The following is a 17952-nucleotide window of genomic DNA, read 5'->3' on the forward strand; positions in this document are numbered from 1 at the left end:
ACCAGTTGCTCCAGTCGCACCAGTCGCACCAGTTGCACCAGTTGCTCCAGTCGCACCAGTCGCACCAGTTGCACCAGTTGCTCCAGTCGCACCAGTCGCACCAGTTGCACCAGTTGCTCCAGTCGCACCAGTTGCACCCGTCGCACCAGTCAATCCTGTTGGACCAGTTGCTCCCGTCGCTCCATTATGACCATTAATAGGAGTCCAAGTACCATCTGAATTTTGTACATAAACTGTATTAGTTATTTTATCAGTATAAATATTAATATTTTTACCTGGATAACCTGGATCGCCTTTTTTACCTGGGATACCATTGCCTTCTGCTGTTCCTATACCGGTTCCTTCTCCAGAAACTGCAATTCTATACCATTTATCGACATACCAGTAATAATAGCCTGGAGTTATATCTGAAATTGTTTCAGTATTAAAAACCAGTAAACTATTAACATTTCCATTTTTAATTGTTGTGGCATCTGTAGATCCTGTTAAAGGAACTCGAGGAATTAAAATCCCTTTATCTGAAGCAACAACTTCTAGCTGTGTTGATGCATTTGGCTTCAGTGTTCCAATACCTACCTGAGAGTAGGCACCGTAACTGGCTAGCACAAAAAGCAAAGGAAGAAATTTGTTTTTCATAGCGTATTCTTTTAATTATCGGGGATTTAGATATTTAGTTTGACCCCTTTTTTGAATGTGCAAATTTCTTTTTATGTTCAACGAGATTTTACCCCAAGATGTTTTTTTTTTAATAGATTAAGGTTTTTTAAAAAAATATTTTGTATAGATTTATTTGGATTTTTAGATTTAATACTAGAGAAAATTATTATTGCAAAGGATTTAATTTCCCAATTAAGTTTATTTTTGCAACATGATAAAATGGATAATAAAACTGTTTTCATCAACACCAAAAGAAGAGAACATAGATAATATGAAAAAATATTTAATCGTAGGATTAGGAAATATCGGAGCCGAATATGTAAACACTAGACATAATATCGGATTTAAAGTGCTTGATTTTTTAGCTAAAAAAGAAGGTCTATCATTTGAAACTGTAAAACTCGGTTCAATGGCAGAATATAAGTTTAAGGGAAGAACTTTTTTTCTTTTAAAACCAAACACTTATATGAACTTAAGTGGTAAAGCCGTAAAATATTGGATGGACAAAGAAAATATTCCGTTAGAAAATATTCTTGTAATTACAGACGATCTAAATCTGTCTTTTGGAACCATTAGAATTAAACCAAAAGGAAGCGACGGCGGGCATAACGGACTTAAAAACATTAATTTAGTTCTCAATACACAGCAATACACTCGTTTTAGATTTGGTATTAGCGACCAATTCAAAAAAGGGCAGCAAATAGATTATGTTTTAGGGGAGTGGAATGAAGAAGAAGATGCAAAATTACCAGAACGTTTAGAGACTTCGGCAGAAATTATCAAAACTTTTGGAACAGCAGGATTGGAAAATACTATGACTACTTTTAATGGAAAATAAAGATTTACAAGTATTTAACTTCTTAAAAAGCAATTTATCGATTAATTAAATTGAATTATAACGAAATAGTATTTTCTATTCCAAAGTTAAATGTCTAAATTTGGGATAAATTATTATAAACCATAAAAATCCTAATATCATGGCTTTTGAATTACCACAATTACCTTATGCATATGACGCATTAGAACCACATATTGATGCTCGTACAATGGAAATCCACCATACTAAACATCACAATGCATATACGACAAATCTTAATGCGGCTATCGCTGGAACAGATTTAGAAGGAAAAACAATCGAGAATATCTTGATTAACTTAGATAAATCTAATGCGGCAGTTCGTAATAATGGTGGAGGTTTTTACAACCACAATTTATTCTGGACAGTAATGTCACCAAACGGAGGTGGATTACCAACAGGAGATTTATTGGAAGCAATTGAAGCTTCTTTTGGATCATTTGATGAATTTAAAGCAAAATTTGCTAAAGCTGGTGCAACACAATTCGGTTCAGGATGGGCTTGGTTAACAGTTCAAAAAGGAGGGAAATTAGAAGTTGTAGGTACTCCAAATCAAGATAATCCATTAATGCCAGAAGTTGCTGGAAACGGTGGAACTCCAATCTTAGGAATGGATGTTTGGGAACATGCTTACTATTTAAACTACCAAAACAGAAGACCAGATTATATTGAAGCTTTCTTTAGTGTAATTAACTGGACAGAAGTAGCTAGAAGATTTGCTTTAGACAAATAGTCTATTCAAAGAAAATAGAATAAGAAAAGACGGATGATCGAAAGATTATCCGTCTTTTTTTTGTCTATATTTTTTTATTTCTCTTTAGTCTATTTTCTGTAATCTATATTCTCATATCTTTTTTTCTCTTCTAAAAAAAAAATAAAAAAGGTGGAATTTCTTCCACCCTTTTTGCCCCAAATCTACCATATACTTAACCTACTAATGTTATGGTGTAGTAAATATATAGAAGGTAGTTTTGTAAAAAAAACTTTTTAGATGAAAGGTAAGTAAATCCGATAAATGGAATGTAATTAATTGATTTTGTTAGATTTATTACAATAAAAAAGGTGGAATCTCTTCCACCTTTTTTGCCCCAAATCTACCATAAACTTAACCTACTAATGTTATGGTTTAGTAAATGTATGGAAGGTAATTTTGCAAAAAAAACTTTTTAGATAAAAGGTAAGTAAATCCGATAAATGGAATAATCTGTTGTGATGTAAATACTTAAGTGTATTAACGAATAAAAAATCGGATTTTAATAAGCTTTTTTTTGCCCCAATTTATTATAAACTTAATTGCTAATGTCTTTGAATATATGTATGGAAAGTGTTCTCTGAAAAAACTTTGTAGTTAAAGGGAATAATTCGATCAAGATAAAGGTAATCTCTTGTTGTAGAAATATTTGAGTTTATTCCAATAAAAAAGGTGGAATTTCTTCCACCCTTTTTGCCCCAAATCTACCATAAACTTAACCTACTAATGTTATGGTCTCTCAAAAGTATTGTAGCTTTTCAATTTCACCAAACAAACAGGATGAACGGCAAAAAAAACCGATGAAATGCACTATTTAACCTTTTGTTAATACTTTTTTAATAAGCTCGAGCGTCTTTTCCTTCGTAAAAATTCATAAAGGCACGATTTACAACTCTATTTCCGCCAGGAGTTGGGTAGTCTCCAGTGAAGTACCAGTCACCTAAATTTTTAGGACAAGCTTTGTGAAGATCTTCTACAGTTTGGAAAATAATTTTCACTTCAGCATTGATTTCTGGAGAGCTTAACATTTCTGCAATTTTATCTGAAATCTCCTCATCTGTAAATTGATCGTAAATTTCTGTTACATAATTTACAACATCAGAATCTGAGAAATTTTCTTGTGCTTTACATTTAGCATAAACTTCATCTACTATATGGTATAAGTTTCTTTCTTTTAATAAAGCAAGTGCTGCTCTAAAGGCAACTAAACCTTCTAGTTTTGCCATATCAATTCCGTAACAATCTGGGTAACGAATTTGAGGTGCAGATGAAACGATAACGATACGTTTTGGTTTTAAGCGATCCATCATTTTAATGATGCTCATTTTTAATGTAGTACCACGAACAATACTGTCGTCGATAATAACTAAGTTATCTTCTGGTTTAATTACGCCATATGTAACATCGTAAACGTGAGCTACTAAATCATCACGGCTGCTGTCTTCTGTAATAAAGGTTCTAAGTTTAGCATCTTTAATAGCAACTTTCTCTGTACGTATTTTAACAGCTAAAAGCTCTTGAAGTGTTTCGGCAGTCAGTGTATTTCTGTTTTCTAAAATATAATTGTTTTTTCTCTGATTCAAGAAATCCTGTGCAGCTTCAACTAAACCATAAAATGAAGTTTCAGCAGTATTTGGAATATAAGAGAAAACAGTATTGTCTGTATCGCTGTCAATTGCTTTAAGAACAGCAGGTAAAATTAATTTCCCTAAATTTTTACGTTCTTGATAAATTTCAGCGTCACTTCCTCTAGAAAAATAAATTCTTTCAAACGAACAAGCTTTTTTAACGGTTGGTTCCAAGATTTGATTCATAGAAACTTTACCGCTTTTCTTAATGATTAAAGCATTTCCTGGTTCAATTTCCTGAACGCTTTCAAAAGGTACATTAAATACAGTTTGAATAACTGGTCTTTCAGAAGCTACAACAACTACTTCGTCGTCTTGGTAAAAATAAGCTGGACGAATTCCTGCTGGATCTCTAAAAACAAATGCATCACCATGACCTAATAAACCGGCCATTGCGTAACCTCCATCTAAATTTTTAGCTGAACGAGCTAATATTTTAGCAATATCCAAACGCTCAGCAATTACTGGAGAAGCTTCTCTTTTTGAGTAACCTTCTGTTTTACAGTCTTGATACAATTGCATTACTTCTTTGTCTAAGAAATGACCAATTTTTTCCATTACCGTAACAGTATCTGCCATTTCTTTTGGATGTTGTCCAAGTTCAACTAGATTTTCGAAAAGTTCTTTAACATTGGTCATGTTGAAGTTTCCAGCCAAAATCAAATTGCGGTGCATCCAATTGCTTTGACGTAAAAATGGATGAACGCTTTCGATGCTGTTTTTCCCAAAAGTTCCGTAACGAACGTGTCCTAAAAACAATTCGCCAACATAAGGAATCTGTGATTTTATTTTATTGATATCGTCACCAATTTCAGGCTGTGCTTTTAATTCTTCGCTGATTCGCTCATTTATTTGTTTAAAAACATCTTGTATCGGCTGTGCATGATTCGAACGAACTCTGCTGATGTAGCGTTGTCCAGGTTCTACATCCAATTTAATGCTTGCAAAACCAGCACCGTCTTGTCCACGGTTGTGCTGTTTTTCCATCATTAAATACATTTTCTGAATTCCGTAGAAAGCAGTTCCGTATTTTTCTTTATAATATTCAAGCGGTTTAAGAAGTCTAACTAAGGCTATACCACATTCGTGTTTTAAAGCGTCGCTCATTGTTTCTTGTATTTGTGTTGTTGTAAGTTGTGTGTATTAACGTAATAAAAAAGCCCCGGTTTATCGAGGCTTTTGCGCATTATATTTCTATGTCAAACTGAGTTAACGACTTAAATTGCTGTAATCGAATCGCTACTTCTGCTTTACTTAATGTTTCCATCCTTTCAGTTCCAAATTTCTCTACGCAGAACGAAGCTAAATTTGAACCGTAAATAATTGCATTTTTCATGTTGCCAAACGAAATGTTTTCGCTTTGCGCAATAAATCCTGAGAAACCACCTGCAAAAGTGTCTCCAGCTCCAGTTGGATCAAAAACCTCTTCTAATGGTAAAGCAGGCGCAAAGAATACTTCTCTATTGTGGAATAAAAGTGCTCCGTGTTCTCCTTTTTTGATCACCACATATTTTGGTCCCATATCTTGGATTTTGGCAGCAGCTTTTACTAATGAATATTCACCAGAAAGTTGTCTTGCTTCTTCGTCATTGATTGTAATAACATCTACACGTTTAATAACGTCTAATAATTCAGGAAGAGCGCAGTCCATCCAAAAGTTCATTGTGTCTAAAACAACTAATTTTGGTTTTTTCTCCATTTGATCTAAAACACTGCTTTGTACTAAAGGATGTAAGTTTCCTAACATTACAACATCAGCATCTTTATAGTTTTGAGGAACTTTTGGCTGAAAATCAGCTAAAACGTTTAACTCAGTAACCAATGTATCTCTAGAGTTTAAATCGTTATGATACAATCCGCTCCAAAAAAACGTTTTACCGCCTTTTACAATTTCGATACCAGAGATATCAATATTTTTTGAAGTTAATAAATCTAAATGTTCTTGAGGAAAATCGTCGCCAACTACAGAAACTATGGCCGATTGCAAGTTAAAAAATGAAGCTGATAAACCAATATACGTTGCAGCACCACCTAATATTTTATCTGTTTTTCCGAAAGGAGTTTCGATCGCGTCGAAAGCAACTGTTCCAACAATCAATAATTTATTCATTTTATGAATTTCGAATTAGGGTGCAAAGATACTCTATAAGTTACAATATTGCAACGGTTTAGGTTCTCAAAATTTTCTTAAAAAAATAATATCGATTTCGGATGTAATTATATTGTAAATGAGTGAATTATATTTGATTTAATAGAGTGCTTAAAATATGATTTCCAGATTTAAATTGCAAGTTTTATTTTTGAAATATATCTAATTTTATCTGAGCTTTTAAAACAAGTAGTTTTTCTTTTTCAGATTAAAACGGGAATATTTTTTTGAGTATGATTGGCCTTATTTATTTTATGCTTTTAATCCATTTGATGGCATCCTTCATAGGTTCTTCAGCGTCTGAAAATGCGGTATTGTGACCCAAGTTTGGAAATAATTTATATTCATAATGTTTTCCTTTAGATTTTAATACATCAAGATATTCGATTGATAGCTTTACCGGGACTTGAATATCTTTACCGCCAAAAATCCAGATTCCTGGAATCGATAATTTAGCTAGAATGTCTTTGGGATCTGTATCAATAAACTCATATTTATCAGGGTCATTGAATACATGTTTTCTTGCCTCTTCTTCCGAGTGTGTATTCCAGAAATTTTGATCTCCATTGGTGAAAAATTGAAATCTCAATTGTTCTTTAACCGTTATAAGAGCGCCACTAAATATTGTCATAAATTTAACTTTGTTATTTTTCTCTGCGGTCAATGGAATTATCCATCCAGCTTGACTGCCTCCTATTAAACCTATTGATATTTGATCATTTGATAAATATTTAGACAGACTATTTACGGCAGCACTGGCATCTAAAGACAAAAGATTTAGATTGGAGAAATCAACATTATTAGTTCCTACTTCAGGTCCGGCATATACACCGCCTGATTCTCCGACTCCGCGTTTGTCATACGTTAAAACTGCAATTCCATTGCTGGCTAGAGTTACAGCGAAGTTTGTCATTCTTTTTTCTTGTCCAGATCCATGAATAATTACAACGGCTGCCTGTATTTTTTTAGGTGTAAAAATAGTACCAGCGAGTGAAATTCCTTCACTAACAAATTTTATTTCCTTCTTAGTAAAGGCTGGCTGGATTGCTGATGCATAACCAGTAACAAAAAACAACAACAATAAAAGAGCATAGCTGCATGTTTTTTTTGCTCTTAAAAAGTGTTTGAAAACTAACTTTTCTTTTTTCATTTTTATAGTTGATATTTCTTATCAAAATAATTCTTTAAAACGCCAACCTGAATCAAAATCATAAAAGGAACAATTAAAACAGCATACATTATATTTTTGGAGAAATGAATTCCCGAAAACGCAGTTGTAATTTTGTCTGTATAGACTTTCCCAATTTCCAAATTGTTTTCTGAAACTGAAAAGAAAGATAAATAAATTACCAACGCAACTATGGCAATTACAATGAAAATCCAAACAGGTTTAGAAATTAAAGGCTTGTATGTTTTAAGTTTTCTTTCTTCTAAAACCAGAACTTCAGCCATGATTTTTGAAGTAAAATCTATTGATGGTGACTGCAGTTTGTCTTCAGCCATCATTTTATCAATAAGGTGTTCTATGTTTTTATCGCTCTCTTTCATAACATTCTATTATTTCTGGTTCTAACTGCTGTCTCAAAATTACGGCTAATTTTTGTCTGCTTCTAAATAATTTTACTTTCGCATTGTTTGCCGATATATTCATGATTTTTCCGATTTCTTCCAAATTCTGATCATCAAAATAAAATAAAGTCAAAAGTAAGTTTTCGTCACTTGGTAATAAATTTAAACATTTTTGAATTGTCTGCTTTCGTTCTTTTTCTTCCAAAGCGCTCAAAGCATTGTCCATCGTTTTAATTAAATGGGAAGAAAAATCATCTATAGAAATATTTAAATCGTCTTTTTTACTTTTCTTCAATCTGTCGAGGCAGGTATTATAAGCAATTTTATAAATCCATGTTGAAAATTTAGAATCGCCTTTAAATTTAGAAAGAGAACTATAGATCTTGATGAAAGTATCTTGTGCAACTTCTTCTGCCTCCTCTCGGTTTTTAACCATTTTGAGTGCCAAAGTAAAGATCATATCTTTGTAACGATCTACAAGAACGGCAAACGAATTGGTGTCGCCTTGAAGAACTTTGTCGATATAATGTTGATCATTTATTGTACTCATATTATATAGGACGACAGTTTGTATGTTTAGGTTACAAGAATTTTAAAAAATAAATTTCAATTTTTAAACTCCAAATTCCAATTGGCTTTCTGAACTTGGCCAAAGTTTAAAAACTTTGACCAAGTTTGTACCGTGAAAATACATTCAAAATTAACTGATTATCAGTGTATTTTGGGATTTGGGATTTAAAAATTAAAATTTTTCACTAAAACTTGTAACCTGAATTTGGAAAGCTTCGTCATATGGAGTATCAATCAATTAAAAACGTAAATATTATGGACAAAATTTTTATTCCAATCAGCTTTTTTTTAATGATCTTCGGGATCGTTTATTTAATTTATTCAACTAGAAACAGAGAACGTTTGGCGCTTATCGAGAAAGGTGTTGATGCCAGTATTTTTATGCAGGGAAAAGGAAGCGGAGTTCCAGCTTGGAAAATCTTCGTTGTAAATCTAGCATTCTTATTAATAGGAAGCGGAGTAGGGATCTTTATTGCCTTATTGATTACCACCTATACATCTTTGAATGACGGAGCAGTTTATCCTTCAATAATTTTCATAATGGCAGGTATCGGACTTTTAATTGGATTTAAAACAGCAAAAGACTTAGATAAAGAATAAGTAAAGTAAAAGTTTAAGTTAGTACAAAAAAACGCATCAAATACTTGATGCGTTTTTTTATTCTTTAGATCCTATAGTTTCGTAGTAAACGTCTACAGAAAGTTTGGGCTGCATAGATGCCATAACGGCAAGTTCATCACAGCGTTCGTTTTGTGGATGATTGTTGTGGCCTTTTATCCATTTAAAATCGACCTGGTGTTTTCGGTAGGCAACTAAAAAGCGTTTCCATAAATCTGGGTTTTTTCTGCCGGCAAATTTCTTTTTTTCCCAGCCTAATACCCATTTCTTTTCAACAGAATCAACGACATATTTAGAATCAGAAATTACAAGAACTTTCATATTTGGCTTTTTCAGTTTTTCTAAACCAACAATTACAGCCAAAAGTTCCATTCTATTATTAGTTGTAAGCCGAAAACCTTCGTAAAATTCTTTTTTGTGAGGTGTTCCAACCAATTCCATGACTACGCCGTAACCTCCATTTCCAGGATTTCCTTTTGCTGCGCCATCTGTATATATATGTACTTCGTGAGTCATTTATTTAGAGTGTAGATTTTAGATTTTAGATTGCAGATTTCTGCGACCTAAAAATTGGAATTTGGAATTTAAATTTTGGAATTTGAATCTTCCAGAATTTTATGGATAATCTCAGGAAAATGTGTTTGTTCCAGCTCATGAATCTTTTCTGCAACAGTTTCTGGCGTGTCTTCGTCTGTTAAGGATACATTTGCTTGAAAAATAATACCGCCTTCATCATAATTTTCATTTACATAATGAATAGAAATTCCGGTTTCTTTTTCTTTATTATTTACTATAGCCCTGTGAATGTGCATGCCGTACATACCTTTACCGCCATATTTAGGTAAAAGTGCAGGATGGATATTTATTATTTTATTTGGATATTGTTCGATTATGTTTTCAGGAAATTTCAATAAAAAACCTGCAAGTACGATCAAATCCGGGTCGATTTTTTGTATTTTTTGTAATACATTTCGCTCTAAAAGTTCGTTTTTTGCGAAGATTTCGACTGGAATTTGATGATTTTTTGCTCTGTCAATAACTTTTGCTGAGGCATTATTTGTAAAAACCGAAACCACCTTTGCAATTTCAATGTTCGAAAAATATTTTATAATGTTCTCTGCGTTAGTTCCTGATCCTGAGGCAAAAACGATAATTTTTTTCATAATAGAATTTATTTTGAGAATGCAAAAAACGGAATAAAAAACGAAAATAAATAGCTTTAAAAGACCTTTCTTGAAATTAATTTTATAAATTAGTGTCACATTTATAAACTAAATAGTTGTTTTAAAATAAAGTTTTTTATTTTTGCCAACAAATTAAATTCTAAAATTAAAGATTATGTCAGACATTGCATCAAGAGTAAAAGCGATTATCGTAGACAAATTAGGTGTTGACGAAAACGAAGTTGTAACAGAAGCAAGCTTCACTAATGATTTAGGAGCTGACTCATTAGACACTGTTGAGCTTATTATGGAATTCGAAAAAGAATTTGATATTCAAATTCCAGACGATCAAGCAGAAAACATTGCTACTGTTGGTCAAGCTATTTCTTATATCGAGGAAGCTAAAAAATAATAATACCACACCCGAATTTTAAAAATTCCAAATTTGAATATCCAAATTCCAAAATTGGAGTTTGTTTTTTAAAAATAGAAATTTTTAAAAGTCGGGTGTTATTATTTTTTTAAATTTAAATTTCGATTGATTTTCAATCAAAAAGATATATTTATATTGTAATTCCCATGGCTCTTAAGTAACAATAAGTTAAGAAAGCGTGGGTTTTATTTGTTTAAAGTACAAAATACATATTTATGGCATTAAGGCGAGTTGTTGTAACAGGATTAGGTGCACTTACTCCTATCGGGAATAATATCCAGGATTATTGGAATGCACTTGTGAATGGGGTTAGCGGAGCGGCTCCTATAACATATTATGATACAGAAAAGCATAAAACGAAATTTGCCTGCGAAGTAAAAAACTTCAACATTGAAGATTACATGGATCGTAAGGAATCTCGTAGATTAGATAAATTTGCGCAATATGCAATTGCTGCCAGTGATGAAGCTATTAAAGATGCTGGAATTACTAATGATAATGTAAACAAACAAAGAGTTGGTGTTATCTGGGGAGCAGGAATTGGAGGTTTAGAAACTTTCCAAGACGAAGTTATGTATTATGCTAAAGGTGATGGAACTCCAAAGTTCAATCCGTTTTTTATCCCTAAAATGATTGCCGATATCGCTCCTGCGCATATTTCTATGCGTAATGGTTATATGGGACCAAATTATACTACAGTTTCTGCTTGCGCATCTTCTGCAAATGCATTAATCGACGCTTTCAACTACATTCGTTTAGGAATGTGCGATGTTATTGTTTCTGGTGGTTCTGAAGCTGCAGTTACAATTGCAGGTATGGGAGGATTTAGTTCAATGCACGCTTTATCTACAAGAAACGAAAGTCCAGAAACGGCTTCAAGACCTTTTGATGCAACCAGAGATGGTTTCGTTTTAGGAGAAGGAGCAGGAGCTTTGGTTCTTGAAGATTACGAACATGCTAAAGCCAGAGGTGCTAAAATTTATTGTGAAATTGGCGGTGGCGGAATGTCGTCTGATGCTTATCACTTAACTGCACCACATCCAGAAGGAATTGGAGTAATTGCCGTAATGGAAAATACTTTGAGAGATGCTGGAATGAACCCAGAAGATGTAGATCACATTAATACTCACGGAACTTCTACTCCATTAGGAGACGTTGCTGAGTTAAAAGCGATCAGTAAAGTTTTTGGAGAACATGCTAAAAACATCAACATCAACTCAACAAAATCAATGACAGGACATTTACTTGGTGCTGCTGGAGCTATTGAAGCAATTGCTTCGATCTTAGCAATGCAACACGGAATTGTTCCTCCAACGATTAACCATACTGTTGTTGACGAAAATATTGATCCATCATTAAATCTTACTTTAAACAAACCTCAAAAACGTGAGGTAAATGTTGCTATGAGTAACACATTTGGTTTTGGTGGACACAATGCTTGTGTATTGTTTAAAAAACTAGTTGACTAATTTCTGTATATGAATATTATCAAAAAAATATTTTCTAAATCCCGTTCTCTAGAAGACGGGATTTTTTTTGACACTATTCAGAAAATTCTTGGTTTTCAGCCTTCTAGTATCGATTTTTATAAGAGAGCTTTTACGCATCGCTCTTCTAATAAACTAGATCCAAATGGGCATCCTATTAATTACGAACGCTTGGAATTTTTAGGAGATGCGATGTTAAGTGCCGTAATTGCTGCACATTTATTTAATAAAGCCCCAAATGGAGATGAAGGTTATTTAACCAAAATGCGCTCAAAAATTGTGAGCCGCGAACATTTGAATGAATTAGGTAAAGATTTAAACTTAGTACAGTTTGTAGAAAGTAAAGTGCCAATTCAGCACTTTGGCGAAAACATTCATGGTAATATTTTTGAATCTCTTATTGGAGCAATTTATTTAGATAAAGGCTATTCTTTTTGTGAAAAATTCATACAGAAAAGAGTAGTAACTCCTTATGTCGATATTGCTCGACTTGAAGGAAAAGTTATAAGTTATAAAAGTCTTGTTATTGAATGGTGTCAAAAAGAAAAAAGAGTTTTTCATTATGATATTTTTGAAGATAATGGTATAGACGGACAGCGTTTATTTGGTGTTAAACTTAGTATTGACGACAAAGTAGTTGCGAGAGCGAGAGCAACTTCAAAAAAGAAAGCCGAAGAGAAAGCATCTCAAAGAGCTTACTTTGCGTTTCAAGAAAAAATTGACAAGAAATAGCTGCAAAAATGTTGTAAGTATCACAATGCTACAACGTTTTCGTTTATAATTTAACAAAACAACCATGTTATAACCGTTGAAGCTCCGTTTAGAAATAGTATATTTACAACTTGATTTTTCAAGACATGGCTATTCATAGATTGGATTTAGACGAATTTGACGAAATTGATTATTATTTAATGGCAATTCATACTTCATTAGAAGATTATCGATTAGCCTATTTTATAAATAAAATCCTTCCGATAAACTTAAGTAAGAGCAAAAACGAGATCCATGCTCAGACTAAGGAAGGAGAAGCAAATTTTTCGAGATTCTATTATTATGATTCTGAAAAAGCTGTTTCCTGGAATTTAATTCAGAATAAAAATGAAATCATTTCTGTGAGTACGAATGATTTTCAGAATTTGTTTTCTAATGAAACAAGTGAGGTTTCGACAACAATTCATTTACTTCCTGAATTTAAAAAAGTCGATTTTTTCCTGAAAATAGACAATAGCGAAGAGGCGCTTAATTTTTCAGAAATTCAACAAAAACTAAATACCATTGAAAGTATTGCAGCTATTTATGCTGTAGATACAGATAAAATAAAATCAAAAAACAATCTAATTTTTTAAAAAAAATGTTAACAAACAAGAAAACCAAAATTGTTGCTACACTTGGCCCGGCTTGTAGTACAAGAGAGATCATCAAAGATATGATCGATGCAGGGGTTAATGTGTTTAGAATCAATTTTTCGCATGCAGATTACGAAGGAGTAAAAGAAAAGATTAATATTATTAGAAGCCTTAACGATGAGTTTGGTTACACTACAGCAATCTTAGGAGATTTGCAAGGACCAAAACTTAGAGTAGGTGTAATGGAAGAAGGTACTGTAGTACATGATGGTGATGAAATCACTTTTACAACTGCAGAAGATATTATTGGAACATCGAAAAAAGCCTTCATGAAATATCAAAATTTTCCAAATGATGTTAACGTTGGAGAGCGTATCTTGCTTGACGATGGTAAACTTATTTTCGAAATTGTTTCTACAGATAAAAAAAGTGAAGTTGTTGCTAGAGTTATCCAAGGTGGAGAATTAAAATCTAAAAAAGGAGTTAATCTTCCAAACACAAAGATTTCTTTACCAGCTTTAACTGAAAAAGATATTGCCGATGCGATTTTCGCAATTGAGCAAAGAGTGGATTGGATTGCGCTTTCGTTTGTAAAAACACCACGCGATTTACAAGACTTACAAGAATTAATCGCGAAGCATTCTGACGTTAAAATTCCAATTATTGCTAAAATTGAAATGCCGGAAGCTCTTGAGAACATGGATAAAATTGTAGCGTATTGCGATGGTTTAATGGTGGCACGTGGAGATCTAGGAGTTGAACTTCCTGCTCACGAAGTACCGTTGGTTCAAAAAGATTTGATCCGCAGAGCAAAAACAGCTAGAATTCCTGTTATTGTTGCAACTCAAATGATGGAGACAATGATTACAAGTTTAACTCCAACAAGAGCAGAAGTTAATGACGTTGCTAACTCAGTAATGGACGGAGCAGATGCTGTAATGTTATCTGGAGAAACTGCTACAGGAAATTATCCAGTACAAGTAATTCAAAAAATGGCACAAATTTGTGAGGCTGTGGAGAATTCACCACTAATCCAAGTTCCACAAAATACTCCGCAAATTAAAACAAAACGTTTTGTTACTAAAACAGTTTGCCACCAAGCAGCTTTATTAGCAAATGAAATCGAAGCTAAAGCAATATGTACTTTAACAAACAGCGGTTATACAGCTTTCCAAATTTCAGCTTGGAGACCAGCTTCTGCTCATATTTTAGTATTTACTTCAAACAGAAGAATCTTAACACAATTGAATTTATTATGGGGAGTTAAATCTTTCTACTATGATAATGAAGAAAGTACAGATGATACTGTAACAGATGTAAATCAAATTGCAGTTGAAAAAGGTTATGCACAAAAAGGAGATTATTTAATTAATCTTGCTGCAATGCCAATCAAAGAAAAAGGAATGGTTAACACTATGAGAGTTTCTGAAATAGAGTAAATTATTCTATACATATATTTTAAAAGCCGCTTGATTCAAGCGGCTTTTTTTGTTTTAAATCTTTTACTTACACATTTTTCACCTCTGGCTACAAATATTTCTGTTTAATAGAATTAATTAATAGTCATTTTTACTATATGTAAAAAAGCGTTTTCTTCTATTTTTCATTTATCATTTTTATAAAAATGATGCTTTTTGTTGCAAATTCCTCATTTATGTTGTTTCATTTTATAAAATGAAACAAGCTCTCGCCAAATAAATACAATTATTCGCTCATTTATTAGCTAATTTTGAGAAGCTTAAAAAAAAGTTAAAAAAATATCTCAAGTTTCTGGAATAAATCTTCCAAACCATATCAAAAAAATATACTCCATTAATAAGTTTTTGAAAGCAGCATTTTACCCATTTTTCTTTCGGATTTACAAACTCATATAAATAACAAGATCATTAACGAATTTTTTTTATCATGAAACAGAGTAAACTTAAAAATGCCATAATGCTTTTTGCATTTGTTTGCTTCACACTTATTGAAGCAAATGCTCAGAATAGTAAAAAACCAAATATTCTGGTGCTATGGGGTGATGATATAGGAACAACTAATATTAGTGCCTATAGTGATGGAGTTATGGGATATACCACCCCCAATATTGATCGTTTAGCGAATGAAGGAATGCGATTCTTGCATTATTATGGAGAACAGAGCTGTACTGCTGGCCGTGCAGCATTTTTAACAGGACAGCATGGTCTAAGAACCGGATTGACAAAAGTGGGTTTCCCTGGAGCACCAATGGGAATGAGTCAGTTAGATCCTTCTGTTGGAGGAATAATGAAAAGCCTTGGATATGCAACTGGACAGTTTGGTAAAAATCATGTGGGAGATCGTAATGAGAGCTTACCAACAGTTAATGGTTTTGATGAATTTTTTGGAAATCTCTACCATCTAAATGCAGAAGAGGAGCCAGAATTACCAGATTATCCAAAAGACCCAGAATATCTGAAAAAATTTGGACCTAGAGGAGTACTAAAATGTACTGCAACAAATGTTGATGACGGAACTACAGATCCTCGTTTTGGAAGAGTTGGAAAACAAAGAATCGAAGATACAGGACCTCTTACTAAAAAAAGAATGGAAACTGTAGATGACGAAACATCAGCAGCAGCCATTGATTTTATTAAAAGACAAAATGCAGCGGGAAAACCATTTTTTTGCTGGTTTAATGCCACTCGTATGCACCTCCGTACACATGTTAGAGCAGAACATAGAGGCAGATATACACACGGCGATAGTGAATATATCGATGGTATGATCGAACATGACGAAACAATTGGTAGTATTTTGAAAGCCCTAGACGATTTAGGAATTGCTGATAATACTATTGTGGTGTATTCTACAGATAACGGTCCTCATATGAATACATGGCCAGATGGCGCAATGACTCCTTACCGCTCAGAAAAAAATACAAACTGGGAAGGTGCTTTCCGCGTACCTTGTATTGTTCGCTGGCCAGGACATATTAAAGCAGGAACTGTAACTAATGAAATAATGAGCCATAACGACTGGATTCCCACATTTGCTTCAATTGCAGGTGAGCCAGATATAGTAAATAAACTTTTAAAAGGTTATTCTGCAAATGGAAAAACATATAAAGTGCATTTAGATGGTTTTGATCAAAGTAAATTTTTAGAAGGCAAAACACCAAAAAGTGCCAGAGATAAATTCTTTTACACAGATGATGACGGACTTTTAGTTGGGTTGAGAGAAGGAGATTATAAATATGTTTTTGCCGAACAAAGGTTAGGAGGAACATTAGGAGTCTGGGCAGAACCTTTCACCAAACTGCGTTTGCAAAAGATATTTAATTTATATCAGGATCCTTTTGAAAGAGCTGATATAACTTCAAATACTTTTTGGGATTATCAGTTGAATCATGTGCAACTAATGTATGGTGCAATTCAAGATGTCGTTGTATTTGCAGAAACATTTAAAGAGTATCCTCCAAGATCAATTCCACCAAGTTTCTCTGCTTACACAATTATGGAAGAAGCGATGAAAGATATTAAAGCACAAAAATATATTGAGAAAAACGTTCTTCCTAAATTAAAAGAGGATGAAGCAGAAACAAAAAAGAAAAAATAGAAATAGTATTTAATAAAAAGAAGCTTGAGTTACTCATAGCTCAAGCTTTTCAATAACTTAAAATCAATATTATGTATAAGAAAATATATATATTGCCCCTATTTTTTTTGTTGTTGGTTTCTTGCAAAAAAGCTGATAATGTTGCAACCACAACTTCTTCTCCTGACACTACAAAAATTGCCACAAGTTCTGATCCGCTGCCAAGCTGGAATGATACTCCGCTAAAGAAAGAAATTATAAATTATGTTAGCAAAGTAACCAAAGAAGGAAGTGCTGATTTTATTCCTGTAGAAAACAGAATTGCCACTTTTGATAACGACGGAACGCTATGGGCTGAAAAACCTTATGTTCAAGAACTATTTGCTTTTTACCGTGTAAAAAAAATGGTGGAAGCCAATCCTTCTTTAGCACAAAAACAGCCATTTAAAGCCGTTGTAGAAAAAGACAAATCTTTTTTTGAAAAAGGAGGAGACAAAGCACTTATCGAATTAGTTGCTGCAACACATACAGGCATGACCGAAGACGAGTTTGAAGCTTCTACCAAAGAATTCTTCACCGGAGCTAAATATCCAGGGAAAAATGTTTCCTTAAAACAAATCAGATACCAGCCTCAGTTAGAACTGCTGAATTATCTCCGTGCAAACGGTTTTAAAACTTTTATCGTAACGGGAGGAACGATAGAATTAGTCCGTGCGATTTCGGAAGATTTTTACGGAATTCCAAAAGATCAAGTAGTAGGAACTTCTTTTAAATACAAATTTGATGATGCCGCAAACAGTATAAAAAGAGAACCTGCTTTAGATCAATTTAATGATAAAGAAGGAAAACCTGTTGGCATCCAATTGCATATTGGTCAAAGACCTGTTTTTGCCTGCGGAAACGAAGGCGGCGCTGGTGATCTTGCCATGCTTAGATATTCTCAAGGAAGTAAATATCCTTCATTCCAATTGATTGTAAATCACAATGATTCTATCAGGGAATATAACTATCAGGAAAAAGATAATTTATCACTAAATACGGCTGCTAAATATAAGTATCACGTAATAAGTATGAAAGACGACTGGAAAAAGATATTTCCAGACCAATAATTTGAATTAGTGAAAAGTAAAAATGAAACAGCTCTTAAAGTTGAAAGTTGTTTCATTTGAT

General features: G+C 33.2%; 17 protein-coding genes and 1 pseudogene. 10 read left to right on the top strand and 8 right to left on the bottom strand.

The annotated features are described in order from the left end of the window. A pseudogene (locus EDB96_RS21115) lies at positions 1 to 636 on the bottom strand (hypothetical protein); the annotation flags it as partial. Between the two features lie 232 nt (positions 637 to 868). On the opposite strand from EDB96_RS21115, the gene pth reads away from it, so the two are divergent. Together pth and EDB96_RS01500 are read left to right on the top strand one after the other, a co-directional pair. Continuing rightward, positions 869 to 1495 carry an aminoacyl-tRNA hydrolase gene (pth, locus tag EDB96_RS01495; RefSeq protein WP_134138889.1) on the top strand — a complete coding sequence of 209 codons (627 nt, stop codon included), beginning with the start codon at positions 869 to 871 and terminating at the stop codon, positions 1493 to 1495. Positions 1496 to 1634: 139 nt separating this feature from the next. Beyond that, positions 1635 to 2246, top strand: a complete 612-nt coding sequence (locus EDB96_RS01500) for a superoxide dismutase (protein WP_057115572.1) — start codon at positions 1635 to 1637, stop codon at positions 2244 to 2246. An 854-nt stretch (positions 2247 to 3100) separates the two neighbouring features. Here EDB96_RS01500 and EDB96_RS01505 read toward each other — a convergent pair. The 5 genes from EDB96_RS01505 to EDB96_RS01525 form a co-directional block, all read right to left on the bottom strand. Continuing rightward, complete coding sequence (locus EDB96_RS01505; protein ID WP_134138890.1) at positions 3101 to 4999, bottom strand: amidophosphoribosyltransferase; 1899 nt, start codon at positions 4997 to 4999, stop codon at positions 3101 to 3103. A 79-nt stretch (positions 5000 to 5078) separates the two neighbouring features. Beyond that, positions 5079 to 6002, bottom strand: coding sequence for a PfkB family carbohydrate kinase (locus EDB96_RS01510; RefSeq protein ID WP_035646428.1), 924 nt, complete (start codon positions 6000 to 6002; stop codon positions 5079 to 5081). 286 nt (positions 6003 to 6288) lie between these two features. Beyond that, complete coding sequence (locus EDB96_RS01515; RefSeq protein ID WP_082586739.1) at positions 6289 to 7191, bottom strand: alpha/beta hydrolase family protein; 903 nt, start codon at positions 7189 to 7191, stop codon at positions 6289 to 6291. Between the two features lie 2 nt (positions 7192 to 7193). Continuing rightward, positions 7194 to 7589, bottom strand: coding sequence for a hypothetical protein (locus EDB96_RS01520; protein ID WP_057115574.1), 396 nt, complete (start codon positions 7587 to 7589; stop codon positions 7194 to 7196). Further along, positions 7573 to 8160: an RNA polymerase sigma factor gene (locus EDB96_RS01525; protein ID WP_134138892.1), complete on the bottom strand. Its 588-nt coding sequence runs from the start codon at positions 8158 to 8160 to the stop codon at positions 7573 to 7575. The genes EDB96_RS01520 and EDB96_RS01525 overlap by 17 nt, the downstream gene beginning before the upstream one ends. Positions 8161 to 8435: 275 nt before the next feature. Here EDB96_RS01525 and EDB96_RS01530 point away from each other — a divergent pair, with 275 nt between their 5' ends. After that, positions 8436 to 8780, top strand: coding sequence for a DUF6249 domain-containing protein (locus EDB96_RS01530; RefSeq protein ID WP_373428820.1), 345 nt, complete (start codon positions 8436 to 8438; stop codon positions 8778 to 8780). Between the two features lie 57 nt (positions 8781 to 8837). Here the strand turns inward: EDB96_RS01530 and rnhA are convergent, their stop codons facing one another. Both rnhA and purN read right to left on the bottom strand, forming a co-directional pair. Next, positions 8838 to 9314 carry a ribonuclease HI gene (gene rnhA / locus EDB96_RS01535; RefSeq protein WP_134138893.1) on the bottom strand — a complete coding sequence of 159 codons (477 nt, stop codon included), beginning with the start codon at positions 9312 to 9314 and terminating at the stop codon, positions 8838 to 8840. Positions 9315 to 9382: 68 nt separating this feature from the next. Next, the gene (purN, locus tag EDB96_RS01540) at positions 9383 to 9961 is read right to left on the bottom strand and encodes a phosphoribosylglycinamide formyltransferase (protein ID WP_134138894.1); all 579 of its coding nucleotides are present in this window, start codon (positions 9959 to 9961) and stop codon (positions 9383 to 9385) included. Positions 9962 to 10136: 175 nt separating this feature from the next. Here purN and EDB96_RS01545 point away from each other — a divergent pair, with 175 nt between their 5' ends. From EDB96_RS01545 to EDB96_RS01575, 7 genes are all read left to right on the top strand, one after another. Next, the gene (locus EDB96_RS01545) at positions 10137 to 10373 is read left to right on the top strand and encodes an acyl carrier protein (RefSeq protein ID WP_007137004.1); all 237 of its coding nucleotides are present in this window, start codon (positions 10137 to 10139) and stop codon (positions 10371 to 10373) included. A gap of 236 nt (positions 10374 to 10609) precedes the next feature. Beyond that, on the top strand, positions 10610 to 11863 hold the full coding sequence (gene fabF, locus EDB96_RS01550) for a beta-ketoacyl-ACP synthase II (protein ID WP_057115578.1): 1254 nt from the start codon (positions 10610 to 10612) through the stop codon (positions 11861 to 11863). Between the two features lie 9 nt (positions 11864 to 11872). After that, entirely contained in the window at positions 11873 to 12613 is a 741-nt protein-coding gene (gene rnc, locus EDB96_RS01555; protein WP_057115579.1) for a ribonuclease III, read from the top strand. A 125-nt stretch (positions 12614 to 12738) separates the two neighbouring features. Beyond that, entirely contained in the window at positions 12739 to 13227 is a 489-nt protein-coding gene (locus EDB96_RS01560) for an IPExxxVDY family protein (RefSeq protein ID WP_057115580.1), read from the top strand. A gap of 5 nt (positions 13228 to 13232) precedes the next feature. Further along, the gene (gene pyk / locus EDB96_RS01565) at positions 13233 to 14666 is read left to right on the top strand and encodes a pyruvate kinase (protein ID WP_057115581.1); all 1434 of its coding nucleotides are present in this window, start codon (positions 13233 to 13235) and stop codon (positions 14664 to 14666) included. A 466-nt stretch (positions 14667 to 15132) separates the two neighbouring features. Continuing rightward, positions 15133 to 16803: an arylsulfatase gene (locus EDB96_RS01570; protein WP_134138896.1), complete on the top strand. Its 1671-nt coding sequence runs from the start codon at positions 15133 to 15135 to the stop codon at positions 16801 to 16803. Between the two features lie 71 nt (positions 16804 to 16874). Then, positions 16875 to 17891, top strand: coding sequence for an HAD family hydrolase (locus EDB96_RS01575; RefSeq protein WP_134138898.1), 1017 nt, complete (start codon positions 16875 to 16877; stop codon positions 17889 to 17891). Positions 17892 to 17952: the final 61 nt, after the last annotated feature.

The sequence above is a fragment of the Flavobacterium sp. S87F.05.LMB.W.Kidney.N genome (genome assembly GCF_004366435.1).
GTDB lineage: Bacteria > Bacteroidota > Bacteroidia > Flavobacteriales > Flavobacteriaceae > Flavobacterium.

Bases quoted from the DNA above. Each gene is read 5' to 3' on its own strand.
- EDB96_RS01520 (WP_057115574.1), bottom strand. From the start codon at position 7,589: ATGAAAGAGAGCGATAAAAACATAGAACACCTTATTGATAAAATGATG.
- EDB96_RS01500 (WP_057115572.1), top strand. From the start codon at position 1,635: ATGGCTTTTGAATTACCACAATTACCTTATGCATATGACGCATTAGAA.
- EDB96_RS01560 (WP_057115580.1), top strand. From the start codon at position 12,739: ATGGCTATTCATAGATTGGATTTAGACGAATTTGACGAAATTGATTAT.
- EDB96_RS01570 (WP_134138896.1), top strand. From the start codon at position 15,133: ATGAAACAGAGTAAACTTAAAAATGCCATAATGCTTTTTGCATTTGTT.
- EDB96_RS01575 (WP_134138898.1), top strand. From the start codon at position 16,875: ATGTATAAGAAAATATATATATTGCCCCTATTTTTTTTGTTGTTGGTT.
- rnhA (WP_134138893.1), bottom strand. From the start codon at position 9,314: ATGACTCACGAAGTACATATATATACAGATGGCGCAGCAAAAGGAAAT.
- EDB96_RS01530 (WP_373428820.1), top strand. From the start codon at position 8,436: ATGGACAAAATTTTTATTCCAATCAGCTTTTTTTTAATGATCTTCGGG.
- EDB96_RS01515 (WP_082586739.1), bottom strand. From the start codon at position 7,191: ATGAAAAAAGAAAAGTTAGTTTTCAAACACTTTTTAAGAGCAAAAAAA.
- purN (WP_134138894.1), bottom strand. From the start codon at position 9,961: ATGAAAAAAATTATCGTTTTTGCCTCAGGATCAGGAACTAACGCAGAG.
- pyk (WP_057115581.1), top strand. From the start codon at position 13,233: ATGTTAACAAACAAGAAAACCAAAATTGTTGCTACACTTGGCCCGGCT.
- rnc (WP_057115579.1), top strand. From the start codon at position 11,873: ATGAATATTATCAAAAAAATATTTTCTAAATCCCGTTCTCTAGAAGAC.
- EDB96_RS01510 (WP_035646428.1), bottom strand. From the start codon at position 6,002: ATGAATAAATTATTGATTGTTGGAACAGTTGCTTTCGACGCGATCGAA.
- EDB96_RS01545 (WP_007137004.1), top strand. From the start codon at position 10,137: ATGTCAGACATTGCATCAAGAGTAAAAGCGATTATCGTAGACAAATTA.
- EDB96_RS01525 (WP_134138892.1), bottom strand. From the start codon at position 8,160: ATGAGTACAATAAATGATCAACATTATATCGACAAAGTTCTTCAAGGC.
- EDB96_RS01505 (WP_134138890.1), bottom strand. From the start codon at position 4,999: ATGAGCGACGCTTTAAAACACGAATGTGGTATAGCCTTAGTTAGACTT.
- pth (WP_134138889.1), top strand. From the start codon at position 869: ATGATAAAATGGATAATAAAACTGTTTTCATCAACACCAAAAGAAGAG.
- fabF (WP_057115578.1), top strand. From the start codon at position 10,610: ATGGCATTAAGGCGAGTTGTTGTAACAGGATTAGGTGCACTTACTCCT.